At 60.4% G+C, this 20,519-nt stretch carries 18 protein-coding genes; 8 read left to right on the top strand and 10 right to left on the bottom strand.

Annotated features, from left to right (window positions below; translation table 11 throughout):
• From ACIP1G_RS02570 to ACIP1G_RS02535, 8 genes are read right to left on the bottom strand one after another with little or no spacing between them, the layout of a single operon-like run.
• Window positions 1-1,197, bottom strand: a complete 1,197-nt coding sequence (locus tag ACIP1G_RS02570; protein WP_400733402.1) for an acyl-CoA dehydrogenase family protein — start codon at window positions 1,195-1,197, stop codon at window positions 1-3.
• A gap of 10 nt (window positions 1,198-1,207) precedes the next feature.
• The gene (locus ACIP1G_RS02565; RefSeq protein ID WP_400733400.1) at window positions 1,208-2,353 is read right to left on the bottom strand and encodes a CaiB/BaiF CoA transferase family protein; all 1,146 of its coding nucleotides are present in this window, start codon (window positions 2,351-2,353) and stop codon (window positions 1,208-1,210) included.
• Between the two features lies 1 nt (window position 2,354).
• Window positions 2,355-3,206: an SDR family oxidoreductase gene (locus ACIP1G_RS02560; RefSeq protein ID WP_400733398.1), complete on the bottom strand. Its 852-nt coding sequence runs from the start codon at window positions 3,204-3,206 to the stop codon at window positions 2,355-2,357.
• 3 nt (window positions 3,207-3,209) lie between these two features.
• Entirely contained in the window at window positions 3,210-4,001 is a 792-nt protein-coding gene (locus ACIP1G_RS02555) for an enoyl-CoA hydratase/isomerase family protein (protein ID WP_400733397.1), read from the bottom strand.
• 10 nt (window positions 4,002-4,011) lie between these two features.
• Window positions 4,012-4,800 (bottom strand): enoyl-CoA hydratase/isomerase family protein, encoded by a 789-nt coding sequence (locus ACIP1G_RS02550; RefSeq protein ID WP_400733395.1) that lies wholly within the window; start codon window positions 4,798-4,800, stop codon window positions 4,012-4,014.
• A 10-nt stretch (window positions 4,801-4,810) separates the two neighbouring features.
• Window positions 4,811-5,608, bottom strand: coding sequence for an enoyl-CoA hydratase/isomerase family protein (locus tag ACIP1G_RS02545; RefSeq protein ID WP_400733393.1), 798 nt, complete (start codon window positions 5,606-5,608; stop codon window positions 4,811-4,813).
• Window positions 5,605-6,756, bottom strand: coding sequence for a thiolase (locus ACIP1G_RS02540; RefSeq protein ID WP_400733391.1), 1,152 nt, complete (start codon window positions 6,754-6,756; stop codon window positions 5,605-5,607). Before ACIP1G_RS02540 ends, ACIP1G_RS02545 begins: the two co-directional genes overlap by 4 nt.
• Before the next feature lie 58 nt (window positions 6,757-6,814).
• A complete protein-coding gene (locus ACIP1G_RS02535; RefSeq protein WP_400733389.1) occupies window positions 6,815-7,183 on the bottom strand; it encodes a Zn-ribbon domain-containing OB-fold protein in 369 nt (122 codons plus the stop codon).
• Window positions 7,184-7,559: 376 nt separating this feature from the next.
• Here ACIP1G_RS02535 and ACIP1G_RS02530 point away from each other — a divergent pair, with 376 nt between their 5' ends.
• Genes ACIP1G_RS02530 through ACIP1G_RS02510 form a run of 5 tightly spaced genes read left to right on the top strand, consistent with a single transcriptional unit; the run spans window position 7,560 to window position 12,144 of the window.
• Window positions 7,560-8,738, top strand: coding sequence for an acyl-CoA dehydrogenase family protein (locus ACIP1G_RS02530; protein WP_400733387.1), 1,179 nt, complete (start codon window positions 7,560-7,562; stop codon window positions 8,736-8,738).
• A 49-nt stretch (window positions 8,739-8,787) separates the two neighbouring features.
• Entirely contained in the window at window positions 8,788-9,267 is a 480-nt protein-coding gene (locus ACIP1G_RS02525; RefSeq protein ID WP_341798492.1) for a MaoC/PaaZ C-terminal domain-containing protein, read from the top strand.
• A 2-nt stretch (window positions 9,268-9,269) separates the two neighbouring features.
• Window positions 9,270-10,553, top strand: a complete 1,284-nt coding sequence (locus ACIP1G_RS02520) for a CaiB/BaiF CoA transferase family protein (RefSeq protein WP_400733386.1) — start codon at window positions 9,270-9,272, stop codon at window positions 10,551-10,553.
• A 23-nt stretch (window positions 10,554-10,576) separates the two neighbouring features.
• A complete protein-coding gene (locus ACIP1G_RS02515; protein ID WP_400733385.1) occupies window positions 10,577-11,341 on the top strand; it encodes a glucose 1-dehydrogenase in 765 nt (254 codons plus the stop codon).
• Window positions 11,342-11,367: 26 nt separating this feature from the next.
• The gene (locus tag ACIP1G_RS02510) at window positions 11,368-12,144 is read left to right on the top strand and encodes an enoyl-CoA hydratase-related protein (RefSeq protein ID WP_400733383.1); all 777 of its coding nucleotides are present in this window, start codon (window positions 11,368-11,370) and stop codon (window positions 12,142-12,144) included.
• Window positions 12,145-12,375: 231 nt separating this feature from the next.
• Here ACIP1G_RS02510 and ACIP1G_RS02505 read toward each other — a convergent pair whose 3' ends face one another.
• Window positions 12,376-13,611: a CaiB/BaiF CoA transferase family protein gene (locus tag ACIP1G_RS02505; RefSeq protein ID WP_400733381.1), complete on the bottom strand. Its 1,236-nt coding sequence runs from the start codon at window positions 13,609-13,611 to the stop codon at window positions 12,376-12,378.
• A gap of 20 nt (window positions 13,612-13,631) precedes the next feature.
• Window positions 13,632-14,432 (bottom strand): crotonase/enoyl-CoA hydratase family protein, encoded by an 801-nt coding sequence (locus tag ACIP1G_RS02500; protein WP_392510136.1) that lies wholly within the window; start codon window positions 14,430-14,432, stop codon window positions 13,632-13,634.
• A 163-nt stretch (window positions 14,433-14,595) separates the two neighbouring features.
• On the opposite strand from ACIP1G_RS02500, the gene ACIP1G_RS02495 reads away from it, so the two are divergent.
• The 3 genes from ACIP1G_RS02495 (at window position 14,596) to ACIP1G_RS02485 (ending at window position 20,496) form a co-directional block, all read left to right on the top strand.
• Complete coding sequence (locus ACIP1G_RS02495) at window positions 14,596-17,106, top strand: alpha/beta fold hydrolase (RefSeq protein WP_400733378.1); 2,511 nt, start codon at window positions 14,596-14,598, stop codon at window positions 17,104-17,106.
• Between the two features lie 78 nt (window positions 17,107-17,184).
• Window positions 17,185-18,792, top strand: a complete 1,608-nt coding sequence (locus ACIP1G_RS02490) for an MFS transporter (protein ID WP_400733376.1) — start codon at window positions 17,185-17,187, stop codon at window positions 18,790-18,792.
• 63 nt (window positions 18,793-18,855) lie between these two features.
• Entirely contained in the window at window positions 18,856-20,496 is a 1,641-nt protein-coding gene (locus ACIP1G_RS02485) for an electron transfer flavoprotein-ubiquinone oxidoreductase (RefSeq protein WP_400733816.1), read from the top strand.
• Window positions 20,497-20,519 lie beyond the last annotated feature (23 nt).

The following is a 20,519-nucleotide window of genomic DNA, read 5'->3' as shown; positions in this document are numbered from 1 at the left end:
TTAAAGTCCGAGCAGAGTTTTGGCCAGGATGTTGTGCTGGATTTCGTTGGAGCCCCCGACAATGGAGACATGCCGCACCCAGTAGTAATTTGGCGCGATGGTGCGCGCCCAATCATCGTCATGCTGTACCTCACGCTCACCCACCACGAACGCCTGGTCGTATTCAAGCGCGTTGTAGCCTGCCACCTCCATCAACAGCTCAGTCGCCGCCTGCTGCAGTTGCGAGCCTTTCATTTTCAGGATCGAACTGCGCGGGTCTGGGGTGTGCCCGTACTTCTCGCTGTCAGCGATAACGCGCATCTGGGTCATTTCCAGTGCCTTGAGTTCAACTTCCAGCGCCGCGACTCGTTCGCGAAAGCGTGGCTGGTCCGCCAGAACGCCTGCGCCCGTGGCCACGCTGCGGGCCAGTTGCTTGGCCCGTCTTACGCGGAATTTCGACAGGCCGACTCGGGCGATGCCGCCACGCTCGCTACCGAGCAGGAACTTGGCAACATCCCAACCGCGGTTTTCCTCACCAATAAGGTTGGCCACCGGAACCCTGACGTTATCCAGGAACATTTCGTTGGTTTCGTGATGGCCATCGAGGGTGACGATCGGGCGAATCGAAATACCCGGTGTCTTCATGTCCATGAGCACGAAACTGATGCCCTGCTGTTTTTTGGCCGTCGCATCAGTGCGCACAAGCATGAAGCACCAGTCAGCATGATGGGCCGTGGAGGTCCATAGTTTCTGGCCGTTCAGCACATAGTGATCGCCATCGCGTACTGCGCTGGTGCGCAATGAGGCAAGGTCGGACCCCGAACCCGGCTCAGAGAACCCTTGGCAGAACCAGTAGTCCATGTTTGCCACGCGGGGCAGGAAATGCTCTTTCTGCGCTTGGGTGCCGAAGGCGATCAAGACCGGGCCGATCATGTTCATGTTGAACGAGATCGGCTCCGGGGCAGGTGCCATGTGCAGCTCTTCCTTGAAGATGTAGTGCTGTGTTGCACTCCAGGCCTGGCCGCCCCACTCGGGTGCCCAAGCCGGGCACGCCCAGCCCTTGGCATTGAGGATCCGTACCCAGCTGACCATTTCTTCTTTGGAGAGTCGCTGGCCATATTCGACCTTGCGCCGAATCGACGCCGGCACTGCCGTTTTCAGAAAAGCCCTGACCTCATCGCGAAAAGCCAGTTCTTCCGGTGTAAATCGCAAATCCATAAGGGTTTCCTCAGTCGATGATGCCGCTGGCGCGCAATTGCTCAACCCGCTCCGGGGTGAACCAGGCGGACAACGCTGCATCGGTATTGGCCGGCGTGATGGGCTGCGGTGCGAAAGGCGTAACTGGCACACTGCGGGAGAAACGGGGCGCTGGCGCAGGTTGAGTCACGCCATCAACCTCAATGAACGTGCCTCTGGCGCGCAGATGCGGATGCCCGGCCGCCTCAGAGAACGTCAGCACGCCGGTGGCACAGGCATCGCTGGCCTCAAGCACGGCAACCCATTCATCACGGCTGCGGGTACGGAAACGTGCGGCGAGCTCCTTCTTGGCGCTTGCCCACGCCTCGCGATCCATCTGCTCCCCCAAGAGCTGCGGGTCCAGGTCCATCAGCCGCAGCAACTCGTCGTAGAACTTGCTTTCGATCGGGCCAACGCTGATGAACTTGCCATCGGCACACAGGTAGCAGTCGTAGAACGGTGACCCACTGTCAGTAATGTTTGTGCCCCGCCCCTCTTTCCACATGCCTGCGGCCAACATGCCGAAGAACGTGGTTGCCAGGTGCGCCGCGCCATCGACGATGGCCGCGTCAACGACCTGGCCTTGGCCTGAGCCGCGCGCCTCTAGGATGCCAGCCAGCAAACCCAGAGCGAGGTACAGCGAACCACCCGCGTAGTCTCCCACGAGATTCAACGGGATGCTTGGCGGTTGTCCCTCACGGCCGATGGCATCGAGGATCCCGGTCAAGGCCAGGTAATTGAGGTCGTGCCCCGCATATTTGGCCAAGGGGCCGTCCTGCCCCCAACCGGTCATGCGGCCATACACCAGGCGTGGATTACGCGCGAGGCAGTCATCTGGGCCCAGGCCCAAGCGTTCGGTCACCCCAGGGCGGAAGCCTTCGATCAGCGCGTCGGCCTGTTCAACCAGCTGCAGTACGGTCTCCACCCCTGCCGGGTCCTTGAGGTCGACGGCGACTGCGTAGCGGTTGCGCAGCAGGGTGTTGTACTGCAGCGGGCGCTCGATACCGAGCTTGGCCGGCTGTTTACGGTCGACGCGGATCACCGTTGCGCCCAGGTCGGCCAACAACATGGCGCACATAGGGCCTGGGCCGATGCCGGCGAGCTCGACAACCTTGATTCCGGAAAGTGGGCCGGCCATGTCAGCTGCGCCCCTGGCCGCGCATCGCTTGCCATTGCTCTTCATTCCAGTCCTGCATGGCACGGAAGCTGGGCCCGCCAACCCCTTGCATCCAGCGCCCGCCATCAATCACTACCATTTCACCCGTGATGTAGGAAGAACCATCGCAAGCCAGGTAGCTATAGAGGTCAGCCAGCTCACGGTGGTCGCCAAAACGCCGCAAGGGCACGCTCTTTTCCTGCGGCTCGACCTGCGAACCTGGCGGATACAGCTGCTCCCAGGCGCCAGGGGTGGGGAACAAGCCCGGTGCTACGCAGTTGAGACGAATGCCCTTGGGCCCCCACTCCACGGCCAGGCTCCGGGTCATGGCCAGCACGCCAGCCTTGGCCGCTGCGCTGGGCGCGGTAAAGGCCGAACCGGTCATGGTTGGCGTAGACACCGTACTGATGACATTGCCCGGGCGCCCTTCGGCAATCCAGCGCTTGCCGGCTGCAATCGCACAATAGAAGCTGCCGTGCAGGACGATGTCCAAAACCGCATCCACTGCCCGCGGCGACAACGTTTCGGTACGCGCGATGAAGTTGGCGGCGGCGTTGCACAGCAACACATCCAACGGGCCGCTACGCCACACTTCTTCCATCATGGCTTCGACCGACTCGGCGTCACGCACATCAGCTTGCACGGTGGCGACACGTGCCCCTGGCAGTGCAGTACGGAACTCTTCAGCAGTCGCTTCAAGCACTTCTTTGCGGCGCCCGGCGATCACCAGCTCAGCGCCCAGCTCCAGATAGCGCTTGCCAATGCTCTTGCCCAGCCCCGTGCCGCCTCCGGTGATGAGGATTTTCTTGCCAGCCAAAAGGTCGTTTGCGTACATGCTTCAATTCCCGCTGAATGTCGGTTGACGTTTTTCCATGAAGGCCGCAACGGCTTCCTGGTGATCCTGGGTCTGGCGCGTCAGCGGGTTGAGGTCGACCTCACGGCGCCAGGCGGCCTCCACGCTGTCACCACCACGCACCAGCGAAGCTTTGAGCAACGCCAATGTCACAGGTGGCAGGTGCGCCAGCTTCTGCGCACGCTGCACCGCTGCCTCCAAGGCCTGCCCCGGCGCAACCACCTGATTGAACAATCCCAGTTCGCCAGCCCTGATGCCGTCGAACGGTTCGGCACTGAGCATCAACTGGCGGGCCTTGCCGGCACCGACTTTCTGCGGCAGGGTCCACAACAGCCCCGTATCGGGCAGCAGACCTACCTTGACGAACGAGCAAGCCAGCTTGGCCGACTCACTCCCGACGGCCAGGTCGCAGGCTGCGGCAAGCGACAGTCCAGCCCCCATGCAGTTGCCTTCAACAGCGGCCACCACAGGCTTGTCGCCGGTGAAAATCAGACGGAAGAGCCTGACCCCGATGCTGATGCGCTCACGCATGTCCAGCAACGAAGACGAAACGGTGGTCATCTCCGAAAGGTCACCGCCGGCACAGAAGTGTTCACCTGCACCGGTCAGAACGATGGCGCGACAAGTGTCGTCCTGGTGATGAAGCCGGTGAAAAGTCTCCAACAACGCCAAACGCATCTTTAATGAGAAGGCGTTGCGACGCTCCGGGTAGTTCATGGTGACAATTGCCACCGCGCCCCGATGCTCGACCTGGACGATTTCGCTGTGTTGAGTCATCACAGGTTCCTTATTGGCCGGTGAATACAGGGGCGCGCTTTTCGAGGAAGGCATTGGCCGCCTCCAGGTGATCGCATGACTGACGCAACAGCGGCTGATAGTCGATTTCGGCGCGCAACGCAGCGTCCATGTCGTCGGCTGAAAACGTCAACGCCGTCTTGGTCAAGGCCACGCCCAGCGGGGGCAATTTGGCCAAAGTCTTGGCGTACTCGATGGCTACGCTCAGCGCCTGGCCTGGTTCGACCACCTGGTTGGCCAAGCCGATGCGCCCGGCTTCGACGCCGTCAATCTCTCGCGCCAACGACAGCAGCTCGCGCGCCTTGGCGGGGCCAACCCTGTTTTGGAGGGTCCACAACACGCCGGTGTCGGGAATCAGCCCTATGCGCAGAAAGGCGGCGCAGAACCGCGCGTTCGAAGCCGCTACCAGGTAATCGCTCGCCACGGCCAGCGACAGGCCGGCGCCGAACGCCACGCCTTCCACTGCCACCACCACAGGCTTGGGGCCACCCAGCAGGTCGCGCACCACTTCGCAGGACTCTGCAAGGATCTCTCGGCTCTGCAGCACGGTGCGCTTGGTCATCTCGGAAATGTCGGCGCCGGCACTGAACTGTCCGCCCGCCCCCGTCAGCACCACAGCACGGGACTCAGGGTCGGCAACCATCAGCCGATGCACGGTGTCGCGCAACGCCAGGCGCATCTGGCGGCCCATCGCATTGCGGCGCTCGGCATTGTTGAGGGTGATGATGGCCACTTCGCCATCGCGGGTAACCTGAATGCGTTCGTCGGTATGTTCGGACATCGTGCTCTCCTCAGTTGCCAACGAACACGGCAGGGCGTTTTTCCATGAAGGCTTTTGCTGCCTCCAGATGGTCCTGGCTACGGCGCATGATCGGTTGCAGGTTCACTTCGGTCTCGATCGCTTGATCCAGCGAGCCGATGCCATTGGCCAGAGCAGCCTTGAGGTGTGCAACGGCCAGCGGTGGCATCCGCGCATACTGGCGAGCCACCGCCAATGCGGTCTGGCGAGTTTCGCCAGCGGGCGCCAGCTCATTGGCAAAGCCGCTACGCAACGCTTGCTCGCCATTGAATTCATCGGCGGTGAGCATCAGTTCACGGGCTTTGCCAGCGCCCACGCGCTGAGCGAGGGACCAGAAAAGCCCGGTATCGGGCATCAGCCCAACTTTGACGAATGCGCAGGCATAGCGGGTACCGGGCGCCGAGACAACGTAGTCACTGGCTGCGGCGAGCGAAACGCCTGCGCCCATGGCAAACCCTTCGACAGCAGCGATCACCGCCTTAGGCCCTTCAACCAGCAGGCGGAAGATGTTCAGCGGCAGCAGGTTGCGTTCGCGGTACTCCATCACCGTGCGCTCTTTCATTTCGGAGATGTCACCACCTGCGCAGAACACGCCGTTGGCGCCGGTCAGCACGATAGCCTGACATGCAGCGTCGTGGTACATGAGGCCATAGAGGCGCTCATACAGGGTTTCGCGCATTTTGAGCGAGAAGGCATTGCGTCGCTGGGGGTAGTTCAACGTAACGATGGCGACGCCTTCGTCGTACTCGACCTGGACAATATCGTCGGTATTCGCCTGGACCTCGCTCACAGCGTCTCCTCCGTACCCAGGATCAGCGTTGCCTGGCTCGACAGCACACCGCCATTGCCGTGGGCGATAGCCAGCTTGGCGTCGGCCACTTGCCGCGCGCCGCATTGCCCCATCAACTGCTGGGTCGCTTCGACCATGGTGAACAGGCCGTACATGCCCGGGTGGACACACGACAGGCCGCCCCCGTTGGTATTCACTGCCAGCCGGCCACCGGGCGCGATCGCGCCGCCCGATACAAAGCGCCCACCCTCGCCTTTCGGACAGAACCCGAGGTCCTCGAGAAACAGAATCGGGTTGATGGTGAAGGCGTCATAGAGCATCACCACGTCAATATCCGAGGCGCTGACACCGGCCATCTCATAGGCACGCTGGCCAGATTCCCGCGCTGCGGTAACCGTCAGGTCTGCCATCGACGCAATCTCTCGGTGCGTGGTGGCAGAACCTGCGCCCAGCACATAAGCAGGGCGTTTGGCCAGATCACGGGCACGGTCGGCCCGAACCATGACCACCGCTGCAGCACCGTCGGTCACCAGGCAGCAATCACGTACGGTCAACGGGTCTGAGACCATACGCGCTCCCAGCACGTCGCTGATGCTCAGCTCATCGCGCATGTAGGCATCGGGGTTGAGCCGCGCCCACTTACGCGCCGCAACGGCAACCTCGGCAAGCTGTTCACGGGTGGTGCCGTACTGATGCATGTGCCGTGCGGCCGCCAGCGCGTAAGAAGACACAGGGTTCATCGGCCTGTAGGGGGTTTCCCAGGGCGACGGGCGTGAAGACTGCACCAGTTTGCCCGACGCGCTTTTCTGGTTGCTGCCGTAGGCGATCAGGGCGACATCGATCTGCCCCGAGGCCAAGGCCATCGCGGCAGTATGGGCATAGATCTGGAAAGCCGAACCGCCGGTGCGGTTGTTGTCGGTGAACCGGGGGTGAATGCCCAGGTACTCGGAAAAGGTAAGCCCGGAGAGCATGTCGTCCGGCACACTGACGAACAGCCCGTCTACATCAGCCGGTGTCAGCCCTACCTGCGCCAGGGCACGTACGCTGGCAGCAGCGGCCAGGTCCATGGACGACAGCCCTGGCGCCTCGCCCATCCCGTATGTGGCTCCCGCCACGATGGCTGTTTGTCCACGAAGACTTTGTTTCATAGTTTCCTGCCTTTATTGTTATTGCTGCAGGTTGCGAATGGTTTTGCCGCGGGTCAGGTCAGGCTGGCTCGAATACCAGCAGCGCCGCGCCATCATCGGGCTGGACGATCTTTGCCCGCACGCTCATGCCTATCTGCACGTCTTCGGGTGCCACACCCTCAACCCGGGACATCATGCGCACGCCCTCCTCCAAGTCGATCAAAGCGACGTTGTAGTTCGGGGTGGGGGGACGCTGGCGGACCACGGTGGAGGAATACACCACACCGCGCCCACTGGCCTCGACCCATTCCAGGTCGGTATTGCCGGTACCGGGCTGAGCTACCCGGGGATAGAAGCAATAACCACCGTTCTGACGGCTGCGCTGCAGCATGAAACGCCCCTCACTGAGGAACTGTTGGTAATCCGATTCTGGCAACAGGCTTTGCATAAGCCCTCCGTTGAACTGCAGAATTAGTTTTTATGAACGATGTTCCGAATGCTAAACGCTGACATCTGTATCCGTCAAGCTGCTCGATACCGTTCCCCCTCCTCTTATGCACTATGCCAAACGCCGTTTCCATTATTTTCTGCGCTTTCCCTTCCCTTGTGCCTCCAGCCCAGTAACTCCGCGACACGCCTGAACACCCGCCAGGACTGGCTCAAGCACAAAATCAGGATCTGCCATGACGGTTTACCCGCTCAGTGCGCCTTGACACCTTCAATACACGTCGTTTACTTTTACGAACAGCGTTCAGAATAACACTCCACCCCAAACGACATTGAGCGCAGTGGGTGAGCAGTCCTCGATTGGAGCCGACAGAACCGTGAACTACGAATTGACCGATGAGCAGCGTGAGATCCAGGACCTGATTCGTCGGGTCGCACGGGAAAAAGTTGCGCCGCGCGCCGACGAGATCGATCGCACGGCGCAATACCCCCATGACATGTTCGCGCTGCTGAAAGAGTTGGGGCTGTTCGCCCTGCCGTTTCCGACGGAATACGGTGGCACCAACAGCTTGCTGTCGGCCTGCATCGCCGTCGAGGAGCTGGGCCGTGTCTGCTACAACACCGGCTATCTGCTCGTTGTGCAATGGACGCCGTTTGGGGCGATCCTCGCTGGCGGTACCGAGGAGCAGAAGCAACGCTTACTGCCAGGTCTTGCCAGCGGCGACTTGCGCGGCGCCCTATCGATCACCGAACCGCAAAGCGGCTCGGATGTTTCCGGCATCAAGACCTCTGCACGCCGCACCGATGGCGGCTATGTGCTGAACGGCTCGAAGATCTGGTGCACCAACTCCAACATCGCCGACTTCATCCTGGTCGCCGCCAAAACTGTCGCCGAGGATGGCACGGGCTTGGGCATCAACTTGTTCATCGTTGATCGCGATACACCCGGCCTGACGATTGGCGCACCAGAACACAAAATGGGGGCCAGGGGGGTAGCAGCATGCCCGCTGTTCTTCGATGACGCCTTCGTGCCAGTCGCCAACCGACTCGGCCCCGAGGGTGGGGAAGGTTTCAAGATCGCCATGGAAGCGCTCAATACCAGCCGTCCACTGGTGGCTGCCAGGGCGGTGGGGTTGGCTCAGGGAGCCATCGATCATTCGGTCGACTACATCCAGAACCGCGTCACCTTCAAGCAGAAGGTCAGCGACTTCCAAGGCATACGCTGGATGATCGCAGACATGGTCACCCAGACCGAAGCTGCCCGCCAGTTGGTCTATCGCACCGCGTCCATGGTCGATGACGGCGTCACCGGCCGCACACTCGCGCCGATGGCAGCCATGTCGAAGATGTTCGCCTCGGACGTGGCGATGAAAGTCGCCACGGACGCCGTGCAGCTGTTCGGCGCTGCGGGTATTTCCAACGAATACCCGATCAACCGCTATTTCCGCGACGCCAAGGTGGTGCAGATCATCGAAGGCACCAACCAGATTCAGCGAAACATCATTGCCGACAGCGTGCTCGGACGTGTTGCCCGCAACGACGCCAAACCCCGTTAAGGCGCAGTCAGTTGCAGTTCCAAATAACCAACCTCAGGGAACAACAAGAATGGAACAGATCGAAACCGTGGGCCTTGGCATTCACTGGGAAGACCTCCCGGTCGGGCGCCGCTTCAAAACCGTGGGCCGCACCGTCACTGAGGCGGATGTCGTCAACTTCGTTTCAGTGACCGGCATGCTTGAAGTGCTTTTCACCAACGTCGAATTCCTCAAAGAACAGTCTGCGATCAAGGGCCGCGTCGCCCCTGGTGCCTTGGTGTTCACCTTTGCAGAAGGCTTGCTTACCCAGGCGACGATGCAAGGGGTGGGTTTTGCGTTCCTCAATATGGAACTGGACATCAAGGGCCCGGTATTCGTCGGTGACACCATTCATGTCGAGTGTGAAGTCATCGAGTGCCGCGAAAGCAAGGGCCGTCCTGGCCTGGGCCTGGTGCGTACGCGCAACCGTATCTACAAGCAAGACGGCACGCTGGTGCAGGAGTACACCCCTCTGCGCCTGGTCAAAGGCAAGGACTACAGGGCTGACTGATCATGACCCAACGGGCATTGGCACAACCCACCGGCCCGCTGTCGGGGCTGCGTGTGATCGACCTCACGATCAACGTCCTCGGCCCCGTCGCCACTCAGATTCTGGGCGACATGGGTGCCGACGTGATCAAGGTAGAACCGCCCACGGGCGATCAGAACCGGCAGAACGGCCCGGGTCGAAATCCCGGTATGTCGGTGTTCTACCTCATCATGAACCGCAACAAACGCAGCGTGGTGCTCGACCTGAAGCAACCGGCGTGCATGGAGGCATTGCTCAAGCTGGTAGAAACAGCCGATGTCGTCGTACATAGCATGCGGCCCAGCGCCGCCAAGCGGCTGGGTATCTGCTATGAGAAGCTGAGCGCCCGCAACCCCAATATCATCTACGCCTTCGCGCCTGGCTACCGTAGCGATGGTCCGTACGCCAACATGCCGGCGTTCGATGACGTCATCCAGGGCGAGAGCGGCTTGGCGGCCATCAACCGCGATAGCGACGGCCGCCCTCGTTACTTCCCTACGGTGATCGTCGACAAGTTCTGCGGTTACGTACTGGCATCCTCCATCAGCATGGCCTTGCTGCATCGCGAGCGTACCGGCCAGGGCCAGGAAGTACGCGTCCCCATGATGGAGACCATGCTTCAGTTCAACTTGTTCGAACATCTCTGGGAGGGCGCACTGGGCAAGTCCGACGGCCTTGGCTACACCCGGATGTTTTCGGCCAATCGCCGGCCGTACGCCACGCGCGACGGCTACATTTGCCTGCTGGCGGTCAATGACGAGCAATGGCGACGTGTGCTGACAGCTATCGGCCGGCCTGAGCTGCTGGAAGATCCTCGTTTCTGTCGCATGACCGAGCGCATGCGCCATATCAATGAGCTGTACAGCATCCTCGGGGATGTGATCGCCACGCAGACCTCCGCGCACTGGGAAACCTTGTTCGATCAAGCCGATGTGCCCCATGGCCAGGTCCGCGAACTGAGCGACATGATGAACGATGAGTATTTGAAGGGGACCGAATTCTTCAAGAAAGTCCAACATCCCACCGAGGGTGAACTGGTCATGACTTCGATTCCGGTGGAGTTCTCCGCCTCCCCCGGCAACGTGCGCTATTTGCCACCGAATCTGGGCGAACACAGCAGTGAAATTCTCGGCGAGCTGGGCTACAGCCATGAGCAGATCAGTGCACTTTGCGCAGGCCGTGCACCTGCTGCAGCAGCGCCGGCACCTGCGCCGCACGCAAGCGCTGAGAGCATGACCCCTGAAACCGCGGCTCAGCCGCGTCCCTGATGCAAGACTCAAAGGTACTCGTGATGAAAGGACTGAAAGACAAAGTCGTTGTAGTGACCGGGGGTGCGGGTGGTATCGGTAGCGCCATTTGCAAACGCTTTAGCGAAGCCGGGGCGGTGGTGGCCGTGTTCGACCTGAACACCCAGGCTGCAAGCGCCCTGGTTGGCGAAATCGAAGCAACCGGTGGTCGCGCCCGCGGTTACAGCGTCGATATCACCGACCATGAAGTCGTCCACGCGGCGGTCGCCCGCGTGGAAGAAGAACTGGGACCGATCGACGTGCTGGTTAACAACGCTGGCTGGGACACAGGTGCGTTCTTCCTGCAGACCGAAAAGCCGTTTTGGGACAAGGTTGTCGCCATCAATCTGTACGGCCCGCTGAACATGCACCATGCAGTATTGCGCCGGATGAGCGAGCGCGGGCATGGCCGTGTGGTGAACATCTCTTCCGACGCCGGCCGCGTCGGGTCCTCGATGGAGGCCGTGTATTCCTTCTGCAAGGGCGGCCTGATCGCCTTCAGCAAAACCATGGCGCGGGAAATGGCCCGCCAGCAGATACCGGTCAACGTCGTATGCCCAGGGCCTACCGCCACTGCACTGCTGGACAACCTCGCCCAGGGCGAAAAGGGCGAGCGGATCAAGGCCGGGCTGGTCAAGGCTGTGCCATTTGGACGTATGGGGCAACCAGACGATATCGCCGGGACGGTGCTGTTCCTGGCCAGTGACGATGCTGCGTTCATCACCGGTCAGGTGATCAGCGTGTCCGGCGGCTTGACGATGGTCGGCTGAGCCAAAAACTTTTAAAGGAGTGAAGCATGGAATTCAAAGATATCCTCTACACCGAAGACAACGGCATCGCCACCATCACCATCAACCGACCTCAGGTCTATAACGCCTTCACTGCCAACACCTGTGAAGAGCTGATCGTGGCGTTCAGCCAGGCCGGCTACAACAAGGACGTCGGCGTTGTGGTGCTCACCGGCGCGGGTGACAAGGCCTTTTGCACCGGCAGCGATCAATCTGGCGGCCGGCACAAGGGCCGCGGGGTGGTTGGCCTGCCGATCGAAGAGCTGCAGAGCATCATCCGTGACATCCCCAAGCCGGTCATTGCGCGCGTCAACGGTTACGCGATTGGCGGCGGCAACGTGCTGGTAACCCTCTGCGACCTGGCGATCGCCGCCGATACTGCGCAGCTTGGCCAGGTTGGCCCGAAAGTCGGCTCTGTGGATCCGGGCTTCGGCACCGCCCTGCTCGCCCGCCTGGCCGGTGACAAGCGTGCCCGCGAGATCTGGTACCTGTGCAAACGCTACAGTGCCCAGCAAGCGCTGGACTGGGGCTTGGTCAATGCGGTTGTCCCGGCAGATCAACTGGATGCCGAAGTCAGAAAATGGTGTGACGACATCCTGCAGATGAGCCCAACCGCTATCGCACTGGCAAAACGCTCCTTCAACATGGACAACGAAAATATCCGAGGAATTGGCGCATTCGCCATGCAAGCCCTGGCCATGTACTACGACACTGAAGAGTCCAAGGAAGGTGGCAACGCGTTCCGCGAGAAGCGCAAGCCTGAGTTCCGCAAATACGTGAAATGATCACCCGAATGCTCGCAAGATGACTGCTGTCAGCCCCTGGCGCGCATCGCCAGGGTGACTGCAGGGTTATCGGCGCACCTTGGCTTGGTACCCTTTTGCCGCCCGCTTTATGCCGGCGGCGTTTTTTTGCCCTGCATTTATGCCTATCCCCAGCAAAAGAAAACCCGGCTACGCATGGCGGAGCCGGGTTGGGTATAGGCAAAGACGGTACAGCAGTGACGCCCCTCTGCGCTAGATCACACGCTTCTCACGCAGCGCTTTTATTTCGGTTTCGTCCAGGCCCAGCCACTCACCCAGGATACTGTTGGTGTGCTCACCCTGAGTCGGCGGTGCCTTGTAGTCGACGATGGGGGTAGCCGAGAACTTGACCGGGTTGGCGACCATCCTGACTTTGCCATTCGCTGAAGCGGCATGTGGGCTTTCCACGCACATGCCACGTTCCTGTACATGCGGATCGGCGAAGACTTGTTCCAGGTTGTTGATAGGGCCGGCCGGCACGCCCGCTTCATCCAGGGCGCGCAGTAGATCAAGCACTGTCCACGTAGCCACCAGTGGTTCGAACACCTCGCCCAGGGCCCGACGGTTGACCACCCGTAGAGGGATCTCGGCGAACCGCGCATCTAGCGCGAGCTCTGGATGGCCGAGCACCTCACAAAAACGGGCGTACTGTTCGTTGTTGCCGGCGACGATCATGATGTCGCCATCGGCGCAGCGGAACATCCGCGAAGGCATGCCGCCGTTGCCCTCTGTGCCCCGGCGCACGGGGATGTCACCTGAGACCAGGTATTGGCTGGCGTAGTGGGAGGTCGAAGCGATCAGGGCATCGAGCAAGGCAATGTCGATATGCTGACCCGGGGCACCATTGACGTCGCGCGCATACAGCGCCGCTTGAATGGCATAGGCCGCGTATTGGCCAGCCAGGATATCGGCCAGACTCGGCCCGGTTTTCATAGGACCGCCGCCGGGGGTTTCATCGGGCAAGCCGGTGATGCTCATCAACCCGCCCATGGCCTGGAAGATCGAATCGTAACCTGGTCGCGGAGCGTAAGGGCCCGTCTGGCCAAAGCCCGTCAGAGAGCAATAGATGAGCCGTGGGTTCACTTCGCGCAACGAGGCGTAGTCCAAGCCATAGCGCTTGAGGTCCCCCACCTTGTAGTTTTCCAGCAAAACGTCGCACTTGCCCACCAACTGGCGGATCAGCGCCTGGCCTTCAGGTTTTGCAATGTCACAAGTAATGGATTTCTTGTTGCGGTTGGTGCTGATGTAGAACGAAGACTCTCGCGTGTCCTGCCCCTGCGCATTCTGCAGGAAAGGCGGGCCGAACTGGCGTGAATCGTCACCTTTGCCAGGGCGTTCGATCTTGATCACCTCAGCCCCAAGGTCGGCAAGCATCTGCGCGGCCCAGGGGCCGGCGAGGATGCGGCTCATGTCGAGCACACGGACATTGCTAAGCGGGCCCTTACTCATCATCGTTTCCTCTTTTTTTGTTATCGCCCAACGAAACGGGCAGGCCGCTTTTCGATAAAGGACTGCACGCCTTCTTTGGCGTCTTCGGTATTGAACAGCCTGCGCTGGGTATTGGCAATTGAGGCATAAGCCGCTTGCCAGCCATGGTTTACCGCCGTACGGGCGTTCTGCAACGTCGCTTGCACCGCCAGCGGTGCCTGCTCGGCAATGCGCTCGGCCAGCTCGATGGCGCGCTTGAACTCCTCGCCTACCGGTACGACTTCCTGAACAAAATTAAGACGCAGCGCTTCGGCGGCATCGAATTCGTCACCGGTGAGCAGCAATTTCATGGCATTACCCCAACCTGCACGCTCCACAAACCTGAACGTGGCGCCGCAGCCGGCCATGATCCCGCGTTTGACTTCGATTTGCGAAAAGCGGCAATTCTGCGCAGCGATAACGATATCCGCAGCCAGCATCAACTCGATAGCGACAGTGAAGCTGATGCCCTGCAGCGCCATGACCATAGGCTTGGTGCGAATTGGTTCACGCAGGCCGAAAGGATCGACCTCGGCAGGTGGTATGTAGGGTTTACCTTCCTTGCGCAGTGGCGCGCACTTGGGCATGTCCAGGCCGGCCGTAAAGTGGTCGCCTTCGGCATACAGCACACCTACCCGCAGCTCAGGATCTTCTTCCAGCCGGGTATACGCAGCCGCCAGCTCGGCAAACATCTTTGGCGTGAACCCGTTACGCTTTTCAGGACGGTCGATGCCGATAAGCAACAAGGGGCCGCGCTGCTCCAGCTTGATACGACCATCCGGGTCGCGTTGAGCTTCACTCATGGGGTGCAATCCTCTTCAGAATAGGTATTGATTGAGGGCTTCACTGCTGATGCATTGTTGTGCCATGCCCTGCTCCCAGATTGCATTCACGCCTTGATTCTGAGCACAGAGCGAAGCTGCGACGCATCAAATATCTTCACATAGTAGAACATCGGTCTTATATTTGAACAACACTTTACCTTCCAACCCTGCCGACCTGAATGCCATGACTCCTCAAGAAAGCTCGTCACACATCGCTCCAGGGGTCCTCCCCAGCTTGTCTCTGGCCTGCGACGTAGTCCGTCATTGGGCTCGCGTCACCCCCGATGCACCTGCACTGAGTGACGCCAGCCTGGCGCTCGACTATGGCTTGTTGGCCCGCGCCATCGATGAAGTCAGTGAGCTGCTGAGCGCGAGGGGTGTCACTGCTGGCGATCGAGTGCTGATTGTTGCGGAGAACAACATTGGCGCTGTTGTCGTACTGTTTGCCTGCCAAGCGCTCGAAGCGTGGCCGGCGGTGGTCAACGCCAGATTGCCAGCGGCAGAGCTGGCCGGGTTGCAAGCACTCGTTGAACCCCGCCTCTGCGTGTATGCCACTGCGGACAGCAAGGCTTGCGCAGCACATGCCCAAAGCGCGGGCGCGGCGCAAGTCGAGGGGTTGTTGGCCGGCCCGCTCGCGATGGGCGATACACATGCGCACGTTTGCGCCGAACCACAAATAGCGGATGCCCAGGTAGGTCTACTGATCTTCACCTCCGGCACCACCGGCCAGCCCAAGGCAGTCATGCACAGTCATACCGGGCTATTGGCGCTAGGTGCCATTCTCAGCCGCTCGCGCCAGGTCAGCCCGACGGACTGTTACAACGGCGTAGCACCTCTGGCCCATATCATGGGCGTGGCCAACCTGATGTCGGTGATGGTCGCCGGTGCCAGCCTGCGCTTGATGGGGCGACTCGAACTGCCACAACTGGCTAATGCCATAGCCCAAGGCGACATCTCGCACTTGTCGTTCGTACCGACGGTTTACGTACGTTTGCTCGATTACATCGCCACGCAAAAGCTCGATGTGTCAGGTCATCGTCTGCGCTACATCAGCAGTGGCGGCGCACCACTCGATCACACGCTGCAGCAGCGTGTACAGGCACTGTTCGGGTTGCCGCTGGTCAACGGCTACGGCATGACGGAATGCGCACCTGGGGCGCGTACCCGGGCCGATCGCACGAGCGAACCCGGCACCGTTGGCTTTGCCGAAGAAGGCGTAGAGCTGCGCTTTGTCGATAACCAGGGTCTTGATGTGCCCGAGGGCGGCATTGGCGAACTCTGGATGCGTGCCCCCGCCACCATGCTCGGCTACTACCGCAACCCGGCCGCAACCGCTGCGACCCTGCGTCCAGGCGGCTGGGTCGCAACCGGCGATCTGGGCCGCCGCCTGCCGGACGGCGCCGTGGCGGTGGTGGGCCGGCAAAAGGAAATGATCATTCGCTCTGGTTTCAATGTATATCCCGCCGAGGTCGAGGCCGCCCTCAACAGCCTGCCGGCCATCGTTGCCTCAGGTGTGGTGGGACGAGCGCTTGCCGATGGTGATGAGGAAATCGTTGCCTTCATCGAGGTTCGCCCCGGCTATGAAATTGATGCACAGCAGATCGATGGTGCTCTACGCGAGTTGATTGCGCCCTACAAGCGCCCCAACCGAGTCGTCTTCATGGCGCAACTGCCCCAAGGCAGCACCGGCAAGATCTGGAAAGCCAAACTCGCCAGCTTGGCAGCTGCGCTGGATAGCTCCTCGGCGCCTGCAGAGCCATTACCGGCGCCTCAGTACACCGAAGCCCAGCCCTGGTTGTTGCGCGCCGTGAATGCACCGACGCGCTCTCATTTTGTGCAATGCACGGACACTCGGCTGCACTATCGCAGCTGGAACGCAGACGACACTACCAAACCGGTACTCTTGTTCGCCCACGGCTATCGGGCAAACAGCCACTGGTGGGATTTTATCGCCCCCTTCTTCATTGACCGGTTCCGCGTCTATGCAATGGACTTTTCGGGTATGGGTGAAAGCGGGCCACGCAGCAGCTACAACGCACAAGCGTTCACCGACGACCTTATTACCATTCTCGAGCGCGAATTAGGCCCCGCCACGGTGGTTGGCCATAGTTATGGCGGACTGCGGACCTTGCGCGTCTGTGCCGATCGTCCAGACCTGGTTCAGCAGGCGGTGATCATCGACAGCCGGGTTCGCTTCCTCGATGAACCAAAGTCAGCGTTCCCTTTACCTCCAGCGCGTAGCGGCCGCGCGCGGCACTACCCTGATTACCCGACCATTCGCCAGCGCTATCGGGTTATCCCAGCACAACCGCTACCCCTTGCCGACACCTTCGAGCATGTTGCATTCCATTCCATTGCCTCAAGCCCACAAGGCTGGCATTGGCGCCTCGACCCGGCGCTGCCGTTCACCGTGGGAGAAACCGACGGAGATGCGTTACTGGAGAGCATCAATGTGCCGGTGGATTTTGTCTACGGCGAAGAGAGCATCGTAGTGGAACAGTGGCGCGCAAAGAGGATCGCTGCCCGGCTACGCCATTGTCGCGGTGCTGTTGGCATTCCCAACAGTCATCATCATCTGATGTTGGACCAACCGCTTGCGCTTGTGTCGGTACTGCGTGCATTGCTGGCTTCACAGAAACAGCAAGGCGATTGACAGCAACGGCCGATCGCATTCAGAATTGTAAACAGTGTTCATAATAACAAACCGGGCATTAGGCCCCACGGACCCTGTATGCAGCCAGACGGCCAGAGCACTCTTGTAGCCTCACCGGCAGCTAACCTGCCACCGCTGAGCTACCCGCTATTCCGCGCCGTGTGGTGCGCAACCCTCACGGCCAACATTTGCCTGTGGATGCAGAATGTCGCCGCAGCCTGGCTGATGGTCCAGTTTGACCCGTCTCCGTTGATGGTTGCACTGGTGCAGACCGCGATTACCCTGCCGGCATTCCTCTTTGGTCTGCCGGCTGGGGTCTATGCCGACCTGCTGGACAAGCGACGCATCCTTATCTGGACCCACGCCTGGATGTTGGCAGCCACCTTGCTGCTCTACTTGCTGCTGACCAGCGACCAGCTGACACCTTGGGGGCTTCTGCTGCTGGCATTCAGCCTCGGTACTGGGAGCGCTGTGAGCATTCCTGCCTGGCAGGCGACCACCTCCGACGCAGTGCCTCGCACTGTTCTCGGGGCAGCGATCAACCTCAATGCTATCGCCTACAATGCTGCGCGTGCTGTCGGCCCTGCCCTGGCCGGAATCATCATCGCCAATTCCAGCCTGGAATGGGTATTCGCCTTGAACATCGTGCTACTGGTGAGCGTTCTGGCGATTTTCATCTTTGCCTATCGACCGGGCTCTACCACCCTCGCGCCCAAAGAGCCGCTATTCACTGCCATGCGTACGGGGTTGCGTTATGTTCGGCATGCACACCCGCTGCACGGTCACATCCTGCGCACATTGTTCTTCGTCAGCTGCGCGAGCAGCCTGTGGGCACTGCTTCCCTTGGTTGCCGGCGGAGACAACGTGGGTGGTTACGGCCTGCTGGTCGGCAGCCTTGGTGCCGGCGCTGTAGCAGGCGGAATCGTGCTGAACCAGCTAAGGCCGCGGATCAGCAACTTTCACCGCCTTTCGACGTTATCCACGGTGGTTTTTCTGCTTGCCATGCTGGTCGCCGCCTGGGCCCCGTACCTGACAGTGATCAGCGTTACTCTCGTACTCGCGGGTGCAGCCTGGATCAACTTCAACTCGACAACCAGTGCGGCGTTCCAGACAACCCTGCCTGGTTGGGTACGGGCCCGTGCACTGGCCATTTTCATGCTCACCTTCCAAGGGTCCATGGCAATTGGCGGCATGCTCTGGGGCGCTGTAGCCAACCAACTGGGTGTGTCGTGGACCTTGACCCTGGCAGCTGGCCTGATCGTTCTCGGCATGGCCGTCACCCGCCGTTACCCGTTGCGAATGGGACGCGAAGCCGAGGTCACCCTGTCCTCGCATTGGGCCGAACACCGTGTAGACATCAACCCAGACGTGAGTGACGGCCCCGTAGTCGTCCAAGTCGATTACCACGTGGCCATTGAGCATCAGCAAGATTTTTGTCAGCTGATTTCCCGTTTGGGCCAGATTCGCAAACGCGATGGGGCCACGCAGTGGCTGCTCTATCGCGACTTGGCTGACCCGCAGCGATTCAGCGAACGCTTTGTCACAGCTTCTTGGGGCGAGCATTTGCTGCAACGTCGCAGAAGCACGCTCGCCGATCACGAACAAGAAAAACAACTGACGCATTACCTGCAGCCAGGGACGACCCCTAGCGTGTCTCACTACCTGCTCGTCGTTCCCACGCCGTAACCGTGAAACCAGACGCCACCGAAGACGTGGCCTAGGAGAAATCTGTTGTCCGATCGTGAGTATATGGAATTCGACGTGGTGATCGTCGGCGCTGGCCCATCAGGCCTCTCGGCTGCCTGTCGGCTGAAGCAGCTTGCTGCCCAGACAGGCCAGGACATCAGCGTGTGCATCGTCGAAAAAGGCTCTGAAGTGGGCGCGCATATTCTTTCTGGCGCAGTGTTCGAACCCCGAGCGCTGAATGAACTGTTCCCCGACTGGCAGGCACTCGGTGCACCGCTGAATACGCCGGTGGTGCGAGACGACATCTACCTGTTGCAAGGCCCGGAGACAGCCACCCAGATCCCGGGGTTGTTTGTGCCTAAAACCATGCATAACCAAGGCAACTACATCATTTCACTTGCCAACCTGTGCCGCTGGCTCGGCCAGCAGGCAGAGAATCTGGGCGTCGAGATATACCCAGGCTTTGCCGCCCAGCAGGCATTGATCGATGACGACGGTGTAGTGCGCGGCATCGTGACAGGTGATCTTGGGGTAGACCGTGAGGGCCGGCCCAAAGATGGCCTGTACACCCCAGGTATGGAGCTGAGGGCCAAGTACACTTTGTTTGCCGAGGGTTGCCGAGGCCATATAGGCAAACAACTTATCCGTAAGTATCAGCTGGACAGTGAGGCAGATGCACAGCACTACGGTATCGGGATCAAGGAAATCTGGGATATCGACCCGTCCCTGCACCAGCCTGGGCTGGTGGTCCACACCGCTGGCTGGCCGCTCAATGACGACAACCCTGGCGGTTCGTTCCTCTATCACCTGGAGAATAACCAGGTGGTCGTGGGTTTGATCATCGACCTGTCGTACAGCAATACCTATTTATCGCCATTCGACGAATTCCAACGCTACAAGCACCACCCTGTGGTCAAGCAGTACCTGGAGGGCGGAAAGCGCGTCACCTACGGTGCGCGGGCCATCTGCAAAGGTGGCTTGAACTCGCTGCCCAAGATGATCTTCCCCGGCGGCGCGCTCATAGGCTGCGACCTGGGGACCTTGAACTTTGCCAAGATCAAGGGAAGCCATACCGCCATGAAATCCGGGATGCTCGCCGCAGAAGCGGTAGCGGCCGCACTGGCCGCAGGGCGCGAAGGTGGCGATATGCTTGACGGTTACGTTGAAGGGTTCAAAGCCAGCTGGCTGTACGACGAGTTATTCCGCAGCCGTAATTTCGGCCCAGCCTTGCACAAGTTCGGCGCATTGGTAGGCGGGGCGTTCAACTTCATCGATCAGAACATCTTCAGCGGCAAGCTGCCCTTCACCTTGCACGACAACAAGCCAGATCACGCCTGCCTCAAACCTGCCGCCGAGTGCACCAGGATTGCCTACCCAAGACCCGACGGAAAGCTCAGCTTCGACAAGCTGTCATCGGTGTTCCTGTCCAATACCAACCACGAGGAAGAGCAACCTTGCCACCTGAGGCTGACCGATCCGGACGTACCCTTGAACTGGAACCTGCCTCGGTATGACGAACCTGCGCAGCGTTACTGCCCCGCCGGCGTTTATGAAGTCGTGACACAAGACGATGGCGGCAAGCGGTTCCAGATCAACGCGCAAAACTGTGTGCATTGCAAGACCTGCGACATCAAGGACCCCGCTCAAAACATCACCTGGGTGACTCCAGAAGGCGCTGGCGGCCCCAACTACCCCAACATGTAAGCCACCCCGGGCGCCCAATGCGT

The sequence above is a fragment of the Pseudomonas sp. NPDC089392 genome (assembly GCF_044749595.1).
GTDB lineage: Bacteria > Pseudomonadota > Gammaproteobacteria > Pseudomonadales > Pseudomonadaceae > Aquipseudomonas.
Note: the sequence above shows the minus strand (reverse complement) of the source record. Positions and strands in the feature narration are given on the sequence as shown.

What these genes read in the sequence shown, in the direction of transcription:
- ACIP1G_RS02570 (WP_400733402.1), bottom strand. Translation starts at nt 1,197, where the DNA reads ATGGATTTGCGATTTACACCGGAAGAACTGGCTTTTCGCGATGAGGTC.
- ACIP1G_RS02565 (WP_400733400.1), bottom strand. Translation starts at nt 2,353, where the DNA reads ATGGCCGGCCCACTTTCCGGAATCAAGGTTGTCGAGCTCGCCGGCATC.
- ACIP1G_RS02560 (WP_400733398.1), bottom strand. Translation starts at nt 3,206, where the DNA reads ATGTACGCAAACGACCTTTTGGCTGGCAAGAAAATCCTCATCACCGGA.
- ACIP1G_RS02555 (WP_400733397.1), bottom strand. Translation starts at nt 4,001, where the DNA reads ATGACTCAACACAGCGAAATCGTCCAGGTCGAGCATCGGGGCGCGGTG.
- ACIP1G_RS02550 (WP_400733395.1), bottom strand. Translation starts at nt 4,800, where the DNA reads ATGTCCGAACATACCGACGAACGCATTCAGGTTACCCGCGATGGCGAA.
- ACIP1G_RS02540 (WP_400733391.1), bottom strand. Translation starts at nt 6,756, where the DNA reads ATGAAACAAAGTCTTCGTGGACAAACAGCCATCGTGGCGGGAGCCACA.
- ACIP1G_RS02535 (WP_400733389.1), bottom strand. Translation starts at nt 7,183, where the DNA reads ATGCAAAGCCTGTTGCCAGAATCGGATTACCAACAGTTCCTCAGTGAG.
- ACIP1G_RS02525 (WP_341798492.1), top strand. Translation starts at nt 8,788, where the DNA reads ATGGAACAGATCGAAACCGTGGGCCTTGGCATTCACTGGGAAGACCTC.
- ACIP1G_RS02520 (WP_400733386.1), top strand. Translation starts at nt 9,270, where the DNA reads ATGACCCAACGGGCATTGGCACAACCCACCGGCCCGCTGTCGGGGCTG.
- ACIP1G_RS02515 (WP_400733385.1), top strand. Translation starts at nt 10,577, where the DNA reads ATGAAAGGACTGAAAGACAAAGTCGTTGTAGTGACCGGGGGTGCGGGT.
- ACIP1G_RS02510 (WP_400733383.1), top strand. Translation starts at nt 11,368, where the DNA reads ATGGAATTCAAAGATATCCTCTACACCGAAGACAACGGCATCGCCACC.
- ACIP1G_RS02505 (WP_400733381.1), bottom strand. Translation starts at nt 13,611, where the DNA reads ATGAGTAAGGGCCCGCTTAGCAATGTCCGTGTGCTCGACATGAGCCGC.
- ACIP1G_RS02500 (WP_392510136.1), bottom strand. Translation starts at nt 14,432, where the DNA reads ATGAGTGAAGCTCAACGCGACCCGGATGGTCGTATCAAGCTGGAGCAG.
- ACIP1G_RS02490 (WP_400733376.1), top strand. Translation starts at nt 17,185, where the DNA reads ATGCAGCCAGACGGCCAGAGCACTCTTGTAGCCTCACCGGCAGCTAAC.
- ACIP1G_RS02485 (WP_400733816.1), top strand. Translation starts at nt 18,856, where the DNA reads ATGGAATTCGACGTGGTGATCGTCGGCGCTGGCCCATCAGGCCTCTCG.